At 47.3% G+C, this 19,633-nt stretch carries 16 protein-coding genes (1 of these 16 cut by a window edge); 2 read left to right on the top strand and 14 right to left on the bottom strand.

The window, feature by feature from the left end:
* Positions 1-319 carry the 3' portion of an endonuclease/exonuclease/phosphatase family protein gene (locus tag HP567_RS14005; protein WP_173611438.1) on the top strand. 362 nt of this gene lie to the left of the window's left edge, so the window shows 319 of its 681 coding nt (coding positions 363-681); the start codon falls outside the window, past its left edge; it ends in the stop codon at positions 317-319.
* Here HP567_RS14005 and HP567_RS14000 read toward each other — a convergent pair.
* The 5 genes from HP567_RS14000 to HP567_RS13980 form a co-directional block, all read right to left on the bottom strand.
* Positions 273-1,757: an alkaline phosphatase family protein gene (locus tag HP567_RS14000; RefSeq protein WP_173611439.1), complete on the bottom strand. Its 1,485-nt coding sequence runs from the start codon at positions 1,755-1,757 to the stop codon at positions 273-275. The two genes, HP567_RS14005 and HP567_RS14000, sit on opposite strands and share 47 nt — an antisense overlap.
* Positions 1,758-1,881: 124 nt before the next feature.
* Positions 1,882-3,378, bottom strand: coding sequence for a S41 family peptidase (locus tag HP567_RS13995; protein WP_173611440.1), 1,497 nt, complete (start codon positions 3,376-3,378; stop codon positions 1,882-1,884).
* Positions 3,375-5,375, bottom strand: coding sequence for an S-layer homology domain-containing protein (locus tag HP567_RS13990; protein ID WP_173611441.1), 2,001 nt, complete (start codon positions 5,373-5,375; stop codon positions 3,375-3,377). The genes HP567_RS13995 and HP567_RS13990 overlap by 4 nt, the downstream gene beginning before the upstream one ends.
* Before the next feature lie 56 nt (positions 5,376-5,431).
* Positions 5,432-6,547 (bottom strand): Nif3-like dinuclear metal center hexameric protein, encoded by a 1,116-nt coding sequence (locus HP567_RS13985; protein WP_173611442.1) that lies wholly within the window; start codon positions 6,545-6,547, stop codon positions 5,432-5,434.
* Complete coding sequence (locus HP567_RS13980) at positions 6,523-7,257, bottom strand: tRNA (adenine(22)-N(1))-methyltransferase (RefSeq protein ID WP_173611443.1); 735 nt, start codon at positions 7,255-7,257, stop codon at positions 6,523-6,525. The genes HP567_RS13985 and HP567_RS13980 overlap by 25 nt, the downstream gene beginning before the upstream one ends.
* Before the next feature lie 385 nt (positions 7,258-7,642).
* Between HP567_RS13980 and HP567_RS13975 the strand changes: the two genes are divergently transcribed.
* Positions 7,643-8,920 carry a S8 family peptidase gene (locus HP567_RS13975; protein WP_173611444.1) on the top strand — a complete coding sequence of 426 codons (1,278 nt, stop codon included), beginning with the start codon at positions 7,643-7,645 and terminating at the stop codon, positions 8,918-8,920.
* 78 nt (positions 8,921-8,998) lie between these two features.
* Here HP567_RS13975 and HP567_RS13970 read toward each other — a convergent pair whose 3' ends face one another.
* The 9 genes from HP567_RS13970 to glyQ form a co-directional block, all read right to left on the bottom strand.
* Positions 8,999-10,138 carry an acyl-CoA dehydrogenase gene (locus HP567_RS13970; RefSeq protein WP_173611445.1) on the bottom strand — a complete coding sequence of 380 codons (1,140 nt, stop codon included), beginning with the start codon at positions 10,136-10,138 and terminating at the stop codon, positions 8,999-9,001.
* A 139-nt stretch (positions 10,139-10,277) separates the two neighbouring features.
* Entirely contained in the window at positions 10,278-10,442 is a 165-nt protein-coding gene (locus HP567_RS13965) for a hypothetical protein (protein WP_173611446.1), read from the bottom strand.
* A gap of 63 nt (positions 10,443-10,505) precedes the next feature.
* Complete coding sequence (locus HP567_RS13960) at positions 10,506-11,420, bottom strand: hypothetical protein (RefSeq protein WP_173611447.1); 915 nt, start codon at positions 11,418-11,420, stop codon at positions 10,506-10,508.
* 93 nt (positions 11,421-11,513) lie between these two features.
* Complete coding sequence (gene rpoD / locus HP567_RS13955) at positions 11,514-12,644, bottom strand: RNA polymerase sigma factor RpoD (protein ID WP_047072497.1); 1,131 nt, start codon at positions 12,642-12,644, stop codon at positions 11,514-11,516.
* 34 nt (positions 12,645-12,678) lie between these two features.
* Positions 12,679-14,553, bottom strand: a complete 1,875-nt coding sequence (gene dnaG, locus HP567_RS13950; protein ID WP_173611448.1) for a DNA primase — start codon at positions 14,551-14,553, stop codon at positions 12,679-12,681.
* A 203-nt stretch (positions 14,554-14,756) separates the two neighbouring features.
* Positions 14,757-15,593, bottom strand: a complete 837-nt coding sequence (locus tag HP567_RS13945; RefSeq protein WP_173611449.1) for a pyruvate, water dikinase regulatory protein — start codon at positions 15,591-15,593, stop codon at positions 14,757-14,759.
* A gap of 11 nt (positions 15,594-15,604) precedes the next feature.
* On the bottom strand, positions 15,605-16,249 hold the full coding sequence (locus HP567_RS13940; RefSeq protein ID WP_173604593.1) for a helix-turn-helix transcriptional regulator: 645 nt from the start codon (positions 16,247-16,249) through the stop codon (positions 15,605-15,607).
* Between the two features lie 122 nt (positions 16,250-16,371).
* Positions 16,372-18,441, bottom strand: a complete 2,070-nt coding sequence (gene glyS / locus HP567_RS13935) for a glycine--tRNA ligase subunit beta (RefSeq protein WP_173611450.1) — start codon at positions 18,439-18,441, stop codon at positions 16,372-16,374.
* A complete protein-coding gene (glyQ, locus tag HP567_RS13930) occupies positions 18,434-19,366 on the bottom strand; it encodes a glycine--tRNA ligase subunit alpha (protein WP_173611451.1) in 933 nt (310 codons plus the stop codon). The genes glyS and glyQ overlap by 8 nt, the downstream gene beginning before the upstream one ends.
* Between the last annotated feature and the right edge of the window lie 267 nt (positions 19,367-19,633).

The raw sequence follows: 19,633 nt of genomic DNA, 5'->3' as shown, positions 1-19,633 counted from the left end.
CTTAAATCAAGTAAGCAGACTGGCCCAGCTACAGCTCATGTCGACATTGATACAGCAACACGCAAAAGCCCCATTCCTCCTAATGGGGGATTTTAACGCGAGTAATGTATCCTTTACTCCACACCTGATGGACTGTGCTACTGTCTCAGGTCAGGAAAAAATGCCAACGCTTCCTGCCTTCCGCCGACGTTTGGACTATATTTTCGCTTCCCATCACTGGAATATTGAGCATTACGAGCTGCTACCTGTCAATTGGTCCGATCATGTCCCGGTCATTGTGGATCTGAGTTTGACAGAATCCCCAGCTCACGGAGAATAAAGTCTTTGACATCTACCAGTCTTGCTGGAAGTGGAAACATCTCCGAAGCACCTGCAATTACTAACGGAATTAGCGAATCTTGCTTATGCAGTGATCCGTGACTTCCTCCACCTAAATGCGTGGGGGCACACTCCGATAAGAATTCATAGTTTTTGGCCGCAGTAACAACTACCACGTCACCGGTCTGCGAGAACAATGCCCCGTATAGTCGAGAAAAAGCATCCGGGTATGTATCAAAAGAAAGACTTTCTCCATCATATTGCACATCCAACACGGAAACGTCCCCTTCAACGGACCAAAAAGAACCGTACGCATCTTGATACTCCCCGTTTCGCCAAAAACACATTTCCTGTTGTGTTCCTCCCCGACGCACCTTTACCTTCTCGCCCTCTTTCCAAGCAATCAAATCAATTCTTTCTTCCACACTAACCGCTTTTACAATAGAAAGCGGATCTGTCTCATTCACTGGATACAAATAAGTCATACGCTCATTATTGCAAATGACCACTTCCACTTCTGATGTCACATCAGTACCAAGCGCATGGATCGAAAAATTCGCCAAAAGACGATCCAGCGGTATATTGTGGTCCTCACTTTCTCCGATGACGGTCTGTCCATGATCACTAATCAGAATGCATACATTTCTCTCAAGCATTTGCTCCCATGATGCGAAGCTATCCAGCAAACGAGCCAATTGCTTGTCTACATCTGCCAAGTGCTGTACGGCATCCTCCGGGGAATTATGGAGTTTATGATCATTTTCCGGCAGATAGACCAGCGTAAAATGTGGCTGCTGACCGCTGCGAATCACCTCAATCATAACATCGATTGCATACGTATCATTAATTCCGTAGCCTTCCAAAGCCGATTGGGAGAAATCCCACGGGACGGTACGAAATAACGCCGGGCTTACCAGTGTCCCCATACTCATGATCGTTGGACCACTCATTTTTTCGCGCAGGGAAAAGGATGTAATTGTATCCAGCAAGGTCGGCATTTTCACCTTATGCTGCTTATGTCCGCGGTGGGCGATAACATTGATGGAACCGGATACGAGATTGTTTTCTTCCAGTACCTCATGAATTGTTTTTACATCCTTGCTCAGATGACGTTCGTTCAAATCAAAAAGGACGTTTCCCGCACAGCTCGAAATGCCTATTTTTCGGATTGAAGCGGCCCCATTAATATAATTCACCATTTTTTTCTGTTCGGCATCATACCAAACTAACCCCGGCACTTTGTGCTGATCGGGATAGACCCCCGTAATGAGGGAGCAATCTATCGAAGCCGTCATTGTAGGGAACACGGTCACACAATCTGGTATGTACTGGCTATGCTCCATGAAAAACCGAAGTGCCGGTGCTTTATTGGCAGCAATGCATCGCTCCAGAACATCAGGCATCATGGAGTCGATCAGGAAAAGTATGACCTTTTTCATTCAGCTGCCACCCTTCTTGTCGTAATAGTCATAGTCGCACTTGATAGTGTTCGATTTTGCATGACCGAGTATACGCCTGAAAAAGAAAAAGCCCCCGCTCGCCAATAGCGACAGGGGACCATGCTCACGAAGTAAATGTGAGGATGTTGACACCATTTTTCGTTTGCAGTTTCAGTGCAGGATACTTCTTCAAAAACGGAGCTAGTGCTACGTAATCTTTTTCCCCAATGGACGAATCCCCCAGCAAATGCGATAGTACAGCAGCTCGGATTTGCAGCCCTTGAGGCGTTTGTTTAAAGAGAGGATCCACCGTCGGGAAAGGAATTCCATTGATGACTGTATCGCCTTCTGCGTCACTCAGTTCCCACGTATTGACCTTTAATGAATGGAGGGCTTCAACCACTTGTGCTCCATAATCCTCCACAACCATATCAGGTTGAAGGCCTACGTGATTCACAACAGTATGTTTAGGCGTAAAATATTCGTTCAGTGTTAGCTTGAGTGCGTCACCGTCCGACAACGGAATAACTTGTTGGGCACTTCCTTTTCCAAATGTTTTGGTACCCACAAGCTTGGCGATGCCATGATCACGCAGCGCACCCGACAACAGCTCAGATGCAGAAGCTGTTCCACCGTTTACCAAAATTCGCACAGGAATGCCGATATCCTGTCCATTTCGTACCCACGTCTCTACCTCTACCCCATTGCGATTCGTGGTATACATGAGCAAGCCTTCTTCCATAAAGAGGCTCGCGATATCCCGCGCTGTGGACAAGTATCCCCCGCCATTATCCCGCAGGTCTAACACCAATCCGGACAACGGCTTTTGCACACGGGAAAGTTCAGCAAGCTTATCCCTTACCTGGATAGCTCCTTCTGATCCGAATGTTTCAAGACTGATATAGCCAACCGCGCCTTTCGTAAACATCTGTCCTTCCGCTTCCGGCAAGGTCATGGAGACACGCTTCAACTTTACCTGGTGCTCCCGTTTGTCAGATGGACGATATACTGTAAGAACGGCTTCAGTCCCTTCGTTGCCCTTCAAATAAGCATACGCTTCTTCAAAAGTCTTTCCGACCAACGAGGTCTCATTGACTTTGATCAATTGATCGCCTCGTTGCAAAGAAGATGCGGCTGCTGGAGAATTCGGAACGATTTCACGGATGATAATATGATCATTTTGACGCCGCAGACGAAAGCCAAATCCAACGAATTGATTTTCAACGTCAGATTGAAACAGACGCAATTCATCTTGGGTAAAAAATACGCTGTGTGGGTCATTGAGCGTGGAAAGCATTCCATCAATCGCCCAAGTGTTCATCGTCGGCGTATCAAACCCGCCTTTCTTCTGCCATTCTTCGAGCCTCAATTCCAACTCATCCCAGGTGTCATCTTCTTCTGAAAATTTGAACTGAAGCTGTTTTTTCTCTTTGGCCTGCTCACTGACCACCTCTAAAGCTCCTTTTACCAATTGTTTGGCTGTCGGTTTGCTCAAGTGGCTTTCTATGACATGCTGGAACACTTCTTCTGTTTCCTCGAAAGGATACTCTGCCGCTTGCACGGGAAGAACAGTTGTGAATAGCAGTACTGTTGCTACTGCCCATTGACTAATTCGTTTCATGGCGCCACCCCTTTTCGAACATCATCAGGTATCGAGAATTCAACATTGCTTGTAAAGTCATACTGGTCGGTACCCGAATAGGCTACGTATTCGTCGCCCTCATAAATTTCTTCATAACGCCATGTATGTTTGACAATCTGGTCGCTAGCTCGATCAATATAATACTTGTTCATGAACAAGGGAACCTCTTTCACTTTTCCTTGGCCGAGCATAACCTTCTTTGATTTCTCTACCAGCATAGAGCCCGGAATCCACTCCGTAATGACGTCGTACTTCCCGTATGATTGTTTGTAGTAGCGTGCATGAAGCTCCTTGGCCCGATCAGCTACCTTGACAGCACCAACCCACTCGTGCAAGAAGTCAACTTTGTCCGTTTTGCTCTTGTCCCATGTCTGCCGATCCGTATCATACGAGTATTGCGTGTTTGTTTTCCCATCTGTATAGGAGAGCAGCTTGTCTGATATTAGCTTTTGCGGAGATTGATAAAAGCCGGATATTTTGCTTATTTGTTTTTCCTTGTTAACATCCTGCGTATAGGAGAACGTCAATCCACTCAATACCGCTTCACCCTTCACTTGGTAGGTGTCGGCATTATCCAACAGGCGCAAAGAGTATCCCAAATCAGAAATAATAGCTGGCTGATCTTTTAAAGATGCGAACTCTTGACGCAACATTTTGTGCAGCTGATTCATTCTGCTGTCTGACGCTTTCGGTTTCATCGTAGCAAGAACTTCTTCTGCTTCCTGCATGCGTCCTTCCTGCAAATAATAATAGGAAGTATTCAACAATGCCTCCGGGCTCCTGTCGGCAAATCGCTTGTAACGTGCCATCGCCAGGTCTCCCTGACCACTCCTGATTTCCATTGCCCCCAAATACATGGCGAGCGATTCCCATTCTTTGGAATCTTGCTTCACTTTTTGTTCATAAGCACCAAGTCGGTCGAGCACTTTTTTGTATTGGCTTTGATCCTTGTTCCCTAGCTGCAATGAAATATCATACACATTGGCACTCAACAGCCCGAGTGTGTCCGGGAGAATGATTTTGTCTTCGAAGTAAGCATCGATAGCAAGAAAAGCTTCCTCGAGATTGGTTTCAATCGGTGTTTCAGGATTCCAGCTCAATAAATAGTGAACACCGACTTGATTAGGGAAGGAGGAATCCGCCAGCTTGCGTAACTGTTCGAAGGTCTCTTCACTATCATTTCTACTGCGAATAGCGGCAGCCGCATCTACATAAATCTGTTCTTCTGTTGTTTTGGGATCTGTATAGGTTGCGAATAACGGCAATACCTCATCGATATCCGGGACCATGGGGAACTTTTTCCCGTCGTAATCCAGCAGAGGCATGATTCCATCCTGAAGGAAATAATCCACCATGCGATCAGCAGCGACTGCAGCATCTCCCCGCTTCACCCGATCCGTTTTTTCTCCCTTTAGCCATCCCCAGGAACTAACTTCTTCCCAAGCATTTTTACTATCTGGAGACATCGTGAACATTTGCAATATCTTGGCAGCTTCTTCGTTGGTGATCGGTTGATTCGGATTCATCATCTCACCAGGAAAAATATACTGAATCGCATTTGGACCGTACAGTCTATCCAAGATCGTGGAGACGCGCAACGTCGGTTTGTACATCCACGTCAGGCGATCAACATCTTTATACGGCAAATACGGTTCCTGAAAACCTTCTGCCCGCGCCCACTCCGAATGCTCGGATAAGAAAGTAAGGGGATAGATCTGATACTGCCCGCCGTAATAAAGACGATCGACCATGACAAGAAATTCCGCACGCGTCATGTCACGATTTGGGTAAAACTTCGGAACATTGGGACCAGCCTCAAACAAACCGAGCTGCACACCTTGAATGATTGCTTTTCTCGCCCAGTGCTTGCTGATGTCATTGTATGGCAATAAGCCCCCAGCCGCTGATGCGACGCCGGGGGAGAGTAAGCTTAATGTCAGTAATCCACAAGAAATCGTCCGGATTAGTTTTTGCACATAAAATCCTCCTACACTTCATCTGGCAGGCAACAAAAGGTTGGTCCTGCTACGTCTTAAACAAACTGGAACGGATCTGTGTGCACGCGCGAAGGAATAACCTCTGTCTCGTAACCATTTGCCTGCAATTGCTCAAGCAAGATGGTTGCCAGCTTTTCCTTCATGATTTTTTCGATATTGTGACCAGCATCTACGATCGACAAGCCTTCCGCTTGCGCATCGTGTGCGGTGTGATAGCCAATGTCTCCTGTTAAATAAACATCCGCGCCTTTAAAAATGGCTTTGGAAACAAAGGAGCTGCCGTCTCCACCTACTACCGCTACTTTTTTGACTGTCGCATCCAAGTCACCAACTACGCGAAGACCATGTAGGGCAAACCGTTCTTTGACGAGCAAAGCAAACTCACGGAGCGTCAGTGGTGTAGGCAGACTGCCGATACGCCCAATTCCGTACACAGTTCCTGATTGCTCTAGTGGAATGATGTCATAGGCGACTTCTTCGTAGGGATGGGCAGCAAGCATTGCTTTGACCACAGCCGATTGCCTGGACGCAGGAACAATCATCTCGATGCGAACTTCCTCTACTTTTTCCAGTTGACCTCTCGAACCGATATGGGGATTCGTTCCTTCCCCTGGCCAAAAGGTTCCAGTGCCTTCTGTCTGAAAAGAACAGTGGCTATAGTTACCTACATGCCCAGCACCCGCTTCAGCAAGTGCAGAAAACACTGCTTCCTTATGGGTAGCAGGCACGAATACGATGAGCTTCTTCCAAGCCTCTCGTGAAAGAACATCCAGTACATCTACGTCAGTGAGTCCAACTGCTTCTGCAAGCCAATCGTTCATTCCCCCGTACGCAACATCCAAATTGGTATGAGCTGTATATACCGCAATGTCGTGCTTGATCAGCTTTTCGAACACGCGTCCTGCGGCGAGATCCGTCCTCAGGTGTTTCAGTGGTCGATATATGACGGCGTGGTGAGCCACAATCAGGTCGACACCCTCTGCGATTGCTTCATCCACCACAGATTCCAGTACGTCTAATGCGATCATCACTTTTTTTACCTTTTTTTGCAAGGTGCCTACATGAAGACCAATCTTGTCGCCTTCCATCGCCAACGATTTAGGTGCCAGACGTTCTATATATTGAATTACTGTTTGTCCGTGCGCAAGCATGCGATCACCTCATCGATCCATTTTACTTCTGCTTCGATTTCTTTTATTCGTTCTGCTGCTTCCGGCTTGTCCGAACGCTTTAATTGAACGATGATCTTTTGCCATTTTTCATGCTCATGCAGCCACTTCTCTTGTAATACCTCTGATTTTTCCATCCAAAGAAATGGACCAATGCGCAGGAGCTCTTGCTGTGTACGATCTTTGCCCTCATAAGGCAAGGTAGGATTGCCTCGTTCTGCGACGAGAATCTCATAAATCACGCCGTCTTCCTGCAAAATGGACTCGGCAATTAACTGCCAACCGTTCTCTATCATCCACAGGCGAACCGCTTCTTCTCCTACGTTTGGTTGCAGAATCAGGCGTTGTACGCCTTCCAGTTTGTCTTTTCCTGCTTCCAAAATGGAAACGATCAATTGTCCGCCCATCCCAGCAATGCAGATCACATCTGCTTCGCCTGGTTGTACTACCGCGAGCCCGTTTCCTTTACGCACCGAAGCGCGGTCTTTTACCTGCAATGTATGTATTTGTTTTTGTGCCGCTTGAAAAGGCCCTTCATTCAATTCGCCTGCGATTACGAAAGAAGCAATTCCTTTTACAAGCAAATAAGAAGCCAACAACGCATGATCCGACCCGATGTCGGCGACGCGGGCTCCTTCTGGACAATAGCGGGCAATCGTTTGTAGCCGCTTGGATATTGATACTGATGTCATCTGTATACTCACCTTCCGTTGCCTCTATTCTACCCTATTTGGCAGCAATTGCGAAATGCTAAATCCCTAACAGATACTCAGCAAAGAACGACAAAATCCTCGCTGTTGCACCCAACAAAAGATATGGCAACTAAGGGGGAACCATGTGTGACAGTCAGGAAGCTTCAGGTGACTGTTACGTTGGATGTAATGTTCGGAATTACAAGCGATTTTTTTAAATATGACGTTGTTTTTTTGATGTTTTATGTAATTTAACTTAATTTTTATTAAATTGTGAACTTTATTTTAATAAATAAATATTTACAAATTTTTTACAGATATGTATATTAACGCCATGAACATCACGAACTACATAAACTAAATACTCTTTAAGGAGGAGAACAGTATGAAAAAAAGAACCGGCAAGTGGTGGGGAATGGGATTACTCTCATCGGCGCTAGTGATGAGTGTCTTCACAGGTGTGGGGGCAGCAAGTAACGATTCATTCAATGAATTTGGAACTGAACGGGTATTAATTCAGTCAGATTCGGATGTGAGAACCGGTTATTTTGCTGGACCTTTGGAAGTACGCCATGATTTTGGCGAAGATGGCTTTACCCTTGATGTAAATAGCGATCAACTTGACCAACTGAAAAGCGATCCCAATGTAAAAATTACAGTATTGCAAAAATTAAAGATCGCTGAGTATATAGAAGAAGATCAGGCAAGCGAGCCAGAGTTCTCTCCTGCGGCAGTCGTTCCGTGGGGAATTAAAGCAATCTATAAGAACCAGTCCCTCTCCTCTACGACTGGCGGTGCAGATGTTCGTGTTGCAGTTCTGGATACTGGCGTGTATACGCAACATCCGGACCTAACCGCTAACGCAGAGCAGTGCAACGATTTCACGCAAGCTTCTCCTGTTGTTACCGGCGCTTGCAATGATGCGCATGGTCATGGAACACACGTCGCCGGGACTGTTCTCGCTAACGGCGGTGGTGGCGCAGGTATTTATGGTGTAGCACCAGATGCAAAGCTATGGGCATATAAAGTATTGGATGACTCCGGTTCCGGCTATGAGGATGACATTGCCTATGCTATTCGTTACGCTGCTGACCAGTCCGCTCAATTAGGCGTGAAAACGATCGTCTCTATGTCTCTTGGCTCTAGCGGTAAGAGCACCCTTATGGAAAGTGCCATCACGTATGCAAACCAAAAAGGTGTATTAGTCGTCGCTGCGGCTGGTAACTCTGGACCGACAGTGAATAGCATTGGCTACCCTGGAGCATTAGTGAATACAGTAGCCGTAGCAGCGTTAGAGAATGTTCAACAAAACGGTACCTACCGTGTGGCTGACTTCTCTTCTCGTGGCAAGAGCGGGCAGGCGGGAGACTACGTGATTCAAGAACGCGATGTGGAAGTATCAGCACCAGGACGCGCTATTCAATCTACATGGAATAACGGAGGCTATAATTCCATCAGCGGAACCTCCATGGCAACTCCACACATTTCAGGTTTGGCTGCAAAAATCTGGGCTTCCAATCCATCTTGGAGCTCTCAAAATGTTCGCGTGGAATTGCAAAAACGCGCGAAAGGAAATGACATCAAAGGTGGCTCAAGCGCTGCTCTAGGAGACGATATTGCTAGTGGATTTGGATTCCCAACTGTACAGCCTGGCGATCAATAAAAAGTAAAAAACAAAAAAAGAGCCATGGCTGTCAGTTAACACTGGCAGTCATGCTCTTTGTTCTCAAACACAAAAAGGCTAGCAACCGATTTCTCTTGCGATAACATTACGCAGAATCTCTGAAGTCCCCTCTCCGATCTCTAACAGTCGGGCATCGCGGAAAAATCGTTCTACCTGATACTCCCGCATATAACCATAGCCGCCGTGAATCTGAATAGCCTGATGAGTAGCAGACATGGCAATCTCCGATGCATACAATTTTGCCATAGCCGCTTCTTTCGTAAATTTGCGACCATGATCCTTCAGCCACGCTGCTTTATACACCATCGTTCTCGCCAGCTCTATTTGCATCGCCATATCCGCCAGCTTGTGCTGGATCGCTTGAAAATGACTCAAGGAATTCCCAAAAGCTGTACGCTGCTTCGAGTATTGCAGTGCCTTGTCGTAGGCAGCCTGAGCAATTCCTACTGCCATCGCTCCGATCCCAATTCGCCCACCATCAAGTGTAATGAGGAACTGCTTGAAGCCTTCGCCTCGCTTTCCAAGGACGTTTTCCTCTGGCACTCTCACATTTTCAAGAACGAGCTCGGTTGTATTAGAGCTGTGCAAGCCGAGCTTTTCATAGTTCGCCAGTACTTGAAAACCCGGTGCATCTGTCGGAACGATAAAAGCAGTAATACCACGTGAGCCCTGATCTTTGTCAGTCACAGCTGTCAAGGCGAGAAATGAAGCATAGGAAGCATTGGTTATGAAGCATTTGGAGCCGTTAATCGTCCACTCCCCGTCAGCCAAGACCGCATTCGTTTTCGTTCCACCTGCGTCAGATCCTGCATTCGGTTCCGTCAAGCCAAATGCGCCAAAGCTCTCGCCGGAACAGATTTTGCTTAAATAGTTCAGCTTTTGCTCTTCCGTTCCAAACAAAGCCAGTGGAGCGCCACCTAACGAGATATGCGCCGAATACGTGATTCCTGTAGAACCACATGCACGACTTAGCTCTTCTACAACGATTGCAAAACTCGTGGAATCAGCTCCCGCACCCCCGTATTTTTCAGAGAAGGGAAGACCCATCAGGTTCAGCTCGCTCATCTGCTTGAATATTTCGACAGGAAATTGTTTAGTTTGATCGCGTTCATCTGCTCCTGGCGCCACTACCTCATCAGCAAACTCGCGTATCATTTTTTTCAACATTTGTTGTTCTGAAGTCAAATCGAAGTTCATAATCGCTGCCCCCTTGAAAACGCTTTAGTTAAGAACTATCAAGAAACACACAATTTTGACTGAGCGTTTGTTCAGAATACTCTTACCATTATACACCACGATTTTGGATTCATGTGGTAATTTCTAAAAAAAAACACGCCTAAGATCGGCGTGCTCCTAATAAAATCGCTCCCAAAAAAGATACAGATGCTGCTATGAATCCGATGCTGTATGTATGTACACCCATAAATTTGGCTATTGTTTCTCCACCCAGAAAAAAAGCCGCCAGCAAAATACCGACTAATACTTTCCACTTGTTGTTCATCTATTCACCCCGTTTGCGCTCTTCAGAAATTGTAACAAATAAGCAGCGAGAGGAAAACGAGTCTTACAGCCGCAACCATGCATACCAATATCCACGCGTGAAGAAAAACAAAATGGACGCGATGAACACCTTGATGAACAACAGCAATTGAATCATATCCCGCTTCGCTGCTGGAATATACAGAGCCTGTATCTCTGCACCAAAGAAAAAGGCAAGTCCACATACAGCAAATACTCCCGCCCATTTCGAATTAGCCTTATTCATCAAGAAGCCCATACCCGTGAGCAAGCACGCAAGCGGTACCCAGTACAACTCCGATGTCCACCAAGTATAGTCTATCCCTACCCGATGAACGGTTGTAATGCCATACAAGATGGCCAAACCCAGTAAGCCTGCATAGAGCAAATAAGCATAACCGAAAACAATAGCACTGATGCACAGTAACATGCAAACAAAGCCTAAATAGAACAGAACGAATGGCATGCTACCATCCAATTTTTGGATACAATAAACGCCTCCCGCGATCAAGATCAGAAAAGACAAAGCCAGGAATAAATGCGTCAATGGCGGGGCCGACCTTCGATAAACGAGTCCCAGAATATAGAAAACGAGTGCGAAACAGGCAAAGATGGTAATTTGCATTGGGGTTTGAAAACGGTTAAAATGAAAAGCAAGTAAGATCAAACCAGCAATGACAAAGGCACCAAGGAGCCATGCCACTACCATTTTCCCCGTCACTGGAGAGACAGTTCTAGGTGCATATGTATTTGTGACAGATGATGTTGAATTGACTTTTCCTGACAGCACACCCGGTGCCGTTCCCATTCGCTCATTCCCGCCTGCGGACGCCGGTGTATTTGGCCGATCCCCTTCTGTATACAGGTTTAACAAGAAGATGCAGTAATGTTCAGGCAGTAAATGGTTGCGCCGCCAGTTTTCAATTTCGGCGATGATCGTGCGCTTGCGCTGGTCGTCCAACGCGGCCCCTCCTAACTACGACAAAAAGTGTTTTCCTTCATGAATAAGAAAAGCCTACGTCGGCTAACGTAGGCCACATACTTCTTATATCGGTTATTCCAAGAAATCTTTTAAGCGTTTACTTCTACTCGGATGACGCAATTTGCGAAGAGCTTTTGCTTCAATCTGACGAATCCGTTCACGGGTTACGCCAAACACTTTGCCTACTTCTTCTAACGTCCGTGTACGTCCGTCATCTAGCCCAAAACGCAGACGCAGTACATTTTCTTCCCGGTCTGTTAATGTATCCAAAACGTCTTCCAACTGTTCTTTCAAAAGTTCATAGGCAGCGGCATCAGATGGCTCCAATGCATCCTGATCCTCAATGAAATCACCTAAGTGGGAATCGTCTTCTTCCCCAATTGGAGTCTCCAGGGATACTGGTTCTTGAGCAATCTTCATGATTTCCCGAACTTTTTCCGGAGTAAGATCCATTTTTTCAGCGATTTCTTCTGGCATAGGTTCACGACCTAGCTCTTGCAGAAGCTGACGGGAAACGCGGATTAATTTATTGATCGTTTCCACCATGTGAACCGGAATCCGGATCGTTCTAGCCTGGTCTGCAATAGCACGGGTAATCGCTTGGCGAATCCACCAGGTCGCATACGTACTGAACTTGTAGCCTTTGCGATAGTCAAACTTTTCCACCGCTTTAATCAGGCCCATGTTCCCTTCTTGAATCAAGTCGAGGAATAGCATACCGCGTCCTACATAACGCTTCGCGATCGATACAACCAATCGCAAGTTCGCCTCAGCCAAACGTCTTTTGGCTTCCTCATCACCTTGTTCAATTCGCTGTGCCAGTTTAATCTCCTCTTCTGCGGAGAGCAGAGGAACTCGACCAATTTCCTTCAGATACATCCGTACAGGGTCATTGATCTTGATTCCAGGCGGAACGGAGAGATCGTCAAAATCAAATTCTTCGTTGTCCTCGTCCTTGATGATCATTTGATCGACTTCATCATCGTCATCTTCATTCTCATTGTTGTTAATCTCAATGCCTTGATCACCAAGATATTCAAAAAACTCATCCATTTGATCAGAATCCTGCTCAAAACCTGCCAGGCGATCCGTAATTTCTTTATACGACAACACGCCGCGTTTCTTGCCTAATTCGACCAACTGTTCCTTCACTTGTTCGATGGACATTGCTTCCATGTCGGAAGTGATATTTTGCTTGTTCATCTACTTTCCCTCCTTCCCCGGGAATGATCTGAAGCTACCCTTCTTTTAAAGCATTTTCCAATTCAAGAATCTTCATCCCTGTAACGGCTGCTTGAAGTTCAAGTTGTTTGCGCGCATCCTCGCTGTCCGCTGCGGCCGCTTGGAGGTGTAAGCTCCGCTGCTCATCGCGCAATCGTTCCAACTCGGCACGCTTCGGGTAGTTATTCACTTGTTTGATGTAGTCACCGATCTCCAACTCAGATACGTCGTTGTTGCACTCCATCATGGCCAATCCCGAGGCTAATTGCTTTAACAAATCGTCTTGCACATAATGTATAAACTTTCCAGGGTCTTCCGGGTTTCCCTCTGCATAGTAGGCGTACAGGTAGGCAGCCAGCGCATCGTGTTCATCCACCTGAAAGTGGGCGCTGCATTCTTGTTGGACGCGGGCAGCGATTTCTACGTTCCGCATCATGTAGTAAAGCAGCATGCGCTCAGCCGTGTGATAAGCGGGTGGCAGTGATTTCGCGAGCGTAACTTTGCCATTATTTATACTATTATTCCATGCTGGCGTCACTTTATCCCTTTGGCGCTCACTTTTTTGCTGATTGTAGGCGCGTTTGGACTCCCATTTGAGATCACCGAGAGTAAGGGAGTATTCTTCAGCCAATTGCCGTTGGTACATGTCCCGTTCCACCGGGCTGCTAAGCTCGTTGATGATCTCGACCGCCTTCGCGATTAAGCGAGCTTTGTCCGTCTCATCTTTTATTACGAACTGACTGCGCAAATGTTTCAGACGGAAAGCCGTAATCGGCATCGCCTGTAACAATACCTGCTGGGAAAATGCTTCAGCCCCATGCTGGCGGATGTAATCATCCGGGTCCACTCCTTGTGGAAGTGGAGCTACTCGAACGATCAAACCGGCTTGCTGCAAAACGTGAATCGCTTTGCTCGTTGCTTCTTGTCCTGCAGCATCTCCGTCATAACAAAGTACGACTGACTCTGTATTGCGACGAAGAATTCTGGCCTGCTGCTCCGTCAAGGCTGTTCCCAAAGTGGCAATACCTTGCATAAAACCCGCCTGCCATGCCGATATGACATCGACATATCCTTCAAACAACAGCGCCTCTTTTCTCTTTCTAATAATGGGGCGCGCACGATGAAGATTAAACAGCGTAGCACTTTTGTTGAACAAAAGGCTTTCCGGGCTATTCAGATACTTGGGTTGAGACTTTTGGTTGGAATTGGGCTTCGATCCTTGCAGTAAGCGCCCTCCAAATCCGATGACGTTACCTTGGGAATCCTGGATCGGAAACATGATGCGACCTCGAAAGCGATCAAAGATTTTTCCTGCATCGCTCCTGGCCAAAAGCCCTGCTTCCACCATCAATTCCTGTGAAAATCCCCGCTTTGTCAACTGCTGCGTCACGAAATCCCAGGAATCCGGGGCGAATCCGATTTGGTATTCGGCTATTGTCGCCTCAGACATTCCGCGCTTTGCGAGATACTTCATCGCTTCTGCGCCATAGGGGGTTTTCGTTAGCACGTAGTGGTAGAGGCGTGAAACGAACGTATGCGCTTCCTGCATCGCATGCTTCATCCGTTTTTCAGGTGAATCCTCTACTTGCTGCGGCTGGGGCACAGCTATTCCGGCACGCTCCGCCAATTTGTGCAGTGCCTCTGGAAAAGTCAATTGCTCCAGTTTCATTAAAAAGGAAAAGATATCCCCACCTGCTCCACAGCCAAAGCAATGAAAAAACTGTCGCTCTGCATTTACGTTGAAGGAAGGGCTCTTTTCAGAGTGAAACGGACATAGACCGAGAAAGGCACGACCGCTTTTTCTCAGTTGAACGTACTCTCCTACAACGTCTACGATGTCGACAGCGGCACGCACTTGATTTACAAATTCATCTGAAGTGGGACCAGTCATGTCTTTCCACCTTTATAAGGAGAATCGCACGTGAGAATATTTAGTTCGTCAAAATTCGTCAATTTCCTTCTTTGCATCAAACTTCTTTTCTTCTTTTCTACTTTTCCACATTTCTTAGGGCAATAAACGCTGAGAAAATCACGGATGATAAGTATCCCGGCTAATTGATTTTCTACAAAAAACGCCAAAATCCTTCTTTTGGCCTATTTCCTTTCATTGCGGAGATTGTTTTTTCGAATCATCTCCAAAATGATGTTTGCCGTTTCTTCTACTGCCTTGTTGGAAACATCGATAACAGTACATCCGAGGCGCTCAATAATGCGTTTGGAATAAGCCAGTTCTTCGGCAATCCGCTCGAGATTGGCGTAATTTGCTTGTGCAGTCAATCCCAGTGCCTTCAGACGCTCTGTCCGAATGCCGTTCAATTGCTCCGGATTGATGGTAAGACCGATACACCGCTCTACTGGCAGTTGGAACAATTCTTCCGGTGGCTCTACCTCCGGGACAAGCGGAACATTGGCAACCTTAAGTCGTTTGTTAGCCAAATACATGGAAAGAGGCGTCTTGGAAGTACGCGAAACGCCAATCAAAACCACATCTGCTCGCAACAGGCCGCGTGGGTCCCGACCATCGTCGTATTTGACGGCAAACTCGATGGCGTCTACTTTGCGGAAATACTCTTCATCCAGTCGGCGTACCAAGCCCGGTCTTCCTGTTGGCGGCTCTTTCAACATGCCCTGCAATGTATTCATCAAAGGCCCCATAACATCAAGAGCCGGAATTCCGTGAAGAGCAGCTTGTTTTGTAATATACGCATTCAGCTCCGGAATGACCAGAGTAAATACGATCATTGCCCGCGATTCTTTTGCCGAAGCAATGATTTCGTCAATCGATTCCTTGTCTTCAATATACGGATACTTTTGTACATCAAACAAAAAACGATCAAACTGACTAGCTCCTGCGCGAACGACAAGTTCGGCCGTTTCGCCGATGGAGTCTGAGACTACATAGATGAGCTGTCCTCGCTGATTACCTTGCATCGCTTCTCCTCCTACACTTTCGGTTCGCTACCCAATTCTACAAATGCTTTCGCGATCGTCGTCTTGGTGACGCGCCCCAACAGCTCCATATGCTTCGGATCTTCCTCGCTCGGCCTCACGACAGGCAGAGAATCGATCTGAAAATCAATCAGCTTTTTGGCGGCTGCGTACAAGGTCTCATCAGGTGCACATGTAATGATATTCGGCATCCTAGACATGATAATGCTGACCGGCACATCCTCCAGCGTCTTATTCCCTAAAGAAGCCCGCAGGAGGTCTTTTCGTGAGATCACGCCAGCCAAGTATCCTTTTTGATTGACGACGAATAACGTGCCAACATCCTCCAAAAAGAGGGTAACGATAGCGTCGTAAGCCGAGGCGGATTCGGAAACCACAATCGGTACCGCCTTGTAGTCATTGACGAGAAGCTTGTGAAGCCGTTCACTTATGACTGAGCTTGCGGGTCTGCCGGCATAAAAATACCCGACCCGAGGTCTGGCTTCTAAATATCCTGACATTGTGAGGATGGATAAATCAGGGCGCAGCGTCGCGCGAGTCAAATTCAGTCGCTCCGCGATATGTTCTCCTGTTATCGGTCCATCATCCTTCACTATCTGTAAGATGTGCTCTTGTCGTTTGGTAAGCTCGATGACCAATCACCCCGGTTCTGTCTTTACCTCTTCCTAGTATTACTCTATTCGACGGGATATTCCTTCTTTCACGCGGAAAAAAGGTGCCCCCGCCTGATTTTCAGACGAAGGCACCGGTTTTATTTTGTTTACGCGAATACAACTTTGGAAAAATCCGCATAGCGATAAAGCACACGAGAAAGTTGCAAGAGCAGCCCCAGACGATTCGCACGAACTGCCTGATCTTCTGCCATGACCATTACTTTATCAAAGAATGCGTTAATCGGCTGGCGCAAGGTTGACAAGGTTGCGAGCACCTTCTCTTGATCCTTCAGACTGTCTACGTCCTTCTGAACAGCTTGGAATGCCTGATACAAGGCACGCTCCACATCTTCAGCGAACAGAGCTTCATTGACCTTGTCTGCTTCCGCTTTTTGCGCCAGGTTGTTCACCCGGTTAAACTGCTCCACAATCAGCTTGAATTCTTCTGTTTGTACCGCTCCCATCAGTGCTTTTGCTTTTGCCAGCACCTCTGGAACCAGTGTCAGGTCGGCAGCAAGAACGGCGTCGATGACATCGTAACGAACGCCATGATCCTGCAAGACATTTTTCAGACGGAGTGCGAAGAAGTCTACGAGGTCTTTTTTCACGTCTTCTGCCGCTCTCTTGTTTACGCCTTGTGCTACATAGCCTTCCATCGCAGCATTCCACAGATCGGCAAGAGAAATTTGCCAGTCGCGCTCAACCAAAATCGTAACGATTCCCGCTGCCATACGGCGCAGACCATACGGGTCCTGAGAGCCAGTAGGCACAATACCGATAGAGAAGCAGCCTACGATCGTGTCCATCTTGTCAGCCAAACTGACGATAGCGCCTTGAGCAGAAGCAGGCATTTTGTCCCCTGCAAAACGCGGGAGATAATGCTCAAATACGCCACTCGCAACGAGGTCGGACTCACCCGCTTTGCGCGCATAATCTTCACCCATGATCCCTTGCAGTTCAGGGAACTCGCCTACCATGTTGGTAACGAGGTCAAATTTTGCGATTTCGGCAATACGGTCTACTTGTTGGGTTTCTTCCGCGCTCACACCCAGCTTGCTTGCCATTTGCGCAGCTGTTTTGCGTACACGGCGAACTTTATCACCGATTGTTCCCAGCTCTTCGTGATAAACGATTGTCTCCAAGCGTTTCAGGCAGCTTTCAATGGACAGCTTTTGGTCCTCTACATAGAAGAAACGAGCATCAGACAAGCGTGCGCGAAGAACTTTTTCATTCCCTTTCGCTACGTTTTCCAGAGCGCGGCTGTCTCCATTTCGCACTGTCACAAAATGATTCAGCAATTGACCCTGTGCGTTTTCAACAGGGAAATAACGCTGGTGCTCACGCATGGAGGTAACCAAAACCTCACGTGGAATGGAAAGGAATTCTTGCTCGAACGTACCGTAAAGAGCGGTCGGATATTCTACAAGATGGACTACCTCATCCAGAAGCCCTTCGTCCATTGGAATTGTCCAGCCATTTTCCTTCTCCAAGCGATGAATTTGTTCTACAATGGCTGCTCTGCGCTCATCAGGATTCACCATGACAAATTGCTCAGCCAGCTTGCTCACGTATTCGCTTGGGTGATTTAACGTAACCTCTGTTCCCAAGAAGCGGTGTCCACGAGAAACGCGTCCGCTTTTTACGCCAGCAATCTCCAGATCGATCAATTCATCGCCGAACAAAGCAACCAGCCAACGAATCGGACGAACGTATTTCAAATCGCGTGCGCCCCAGCGCATGTTTTTCGGGAAGCTCATACCAGTGATCACTTCAGCCAGTTGCGGCAAAAGCTCGGTAGTTGGTTTTCCCGCTTCGGATTTGCGAGCATGAACATACTCGATCCCGTTTACTTCTTTATAATACAGTTGGTCAGGCTCAACATTGTTGCTTCGTGCAAAACCGAGTGCTGCCTTAGACCAGTTCCCCGCTTCATCTTGTGCGATTTTGCGTGCAGGACCTTTCGCTTCATCATTGCGGTCAGGTTGCTTTTCTGCAAGTCCATTGATCAACAGGGCAAAACGACGAGGTGTCTCCAATGCCGTAATTTGATCAAACGGCACGCGCTCAGCAGTCAGCCACTTTTCTACTTTTTCCTTGAATTGTGCCGCTGCCTGTGCGACAAAACGAGCAGGCATTTCTTCCAAACCAACCTCTACGAGTAGATCGCGCTTACTCATTTGTATCCTCTCCCTTCACCTGATTCACTTGATCCGCAGCGTCCGCGTTGCCTTTTTGCAAAAGCGGGAAACCGAGGCGCTCACGCTCTTTATAATAGGTTTGTGCTACTTCACGAGACAGATTGCGTACACGAGCGATGTAACCTGTACGCTCCGTCACACTGATGGCTCCACGCGCATCCAGCAAGTTGAAGGTGTGGGAGCATTTCAGTACGTAGTCATATGCTGGGTAAACCAGTCGCTCCGCCATCAGTCTTTTTGCTTCAGACTCATACGTATTGTAAAGAGAGAACAGCATATCGACATCAGACAGCTCGAATGTGTATTTGGAATGCTCGTATTCTGGTTGCAGGAATACATCTCCGTACGTATACCCGTTGCACCATTCCAGATCGAATACATTTTCTTTTTCCTGAATATAGGAGGCCAAACGCTCCAGTCCGTAAGTCAGCTCGACTGCTACTGGTTTACATTCCAGACCGCCCACTTGCTGGAAGTACGTGAACTGTGTGATCTCCATACCGTCCAGCCAAACTTCCCAGCCTAAACCCCATGCGCCAAGCCCTGGGTGCTCCCAGTTGTCCTCTACAAATCGGATATCATGCTCCAGTGGCTCGATTCCGAGTTCACGCAAGCTCTCCAGGTACAGCTCCTGAATGTTGTCCGGAGATGGCTTCATGATTACTTGGAACTGGTGATGCTGATACAGACGGTTCGGGTTTTCCCCATAACGTCCGTCTGCCGGGCGGCGGGAAGGCTCCACGTATGCCACATTCCACGGCTCAGGTCCAATGGAACGAAGGAAGGTCATTGGGTTGAGCGTACCTGCCCCTTTTTCAACGTCATACGGCTGGACAATGAGACAGTTTTGCTTTGCCCAAAAGTTTTGCAGCGTCAAAATGATGTCTTGAAATGTCATTTTCATGCTTTTTCCTCCTCTAAATGATTTACTAGGCTTTAAGTCGAAACTAAAAAAACCTCCCGCCTCTACACTGCCTGATGCGACAGTGTAGGGACGAGAGGATTCTCGCGGTTCCACCCTACTTGGCGAATGACTTCTTCGCCCACCTTAAAATTAAATTGCTCCAGAACGCCCTTCATCAGCATGGTGACCGGGCTCCCACTATCCCCGATTCGCTATTCACAGCCAGTGGCCGACTACTCTTTTCCTTCATGGCAACATTCGGTATAC

This window comes from Brevibacillus sp. M2.1A (assembly GCF_013284355.2).
Lineage (GTDB): Bacteria > Bacillota > Bacilli > Brevibacillales > Brevibacillaceae > Brevibacillus.
The sequence above is the reverse complement of the archived record's forward strand: the minus strand, read 5'-3'. Positions and strand labels throughout refer to the sequence as shown.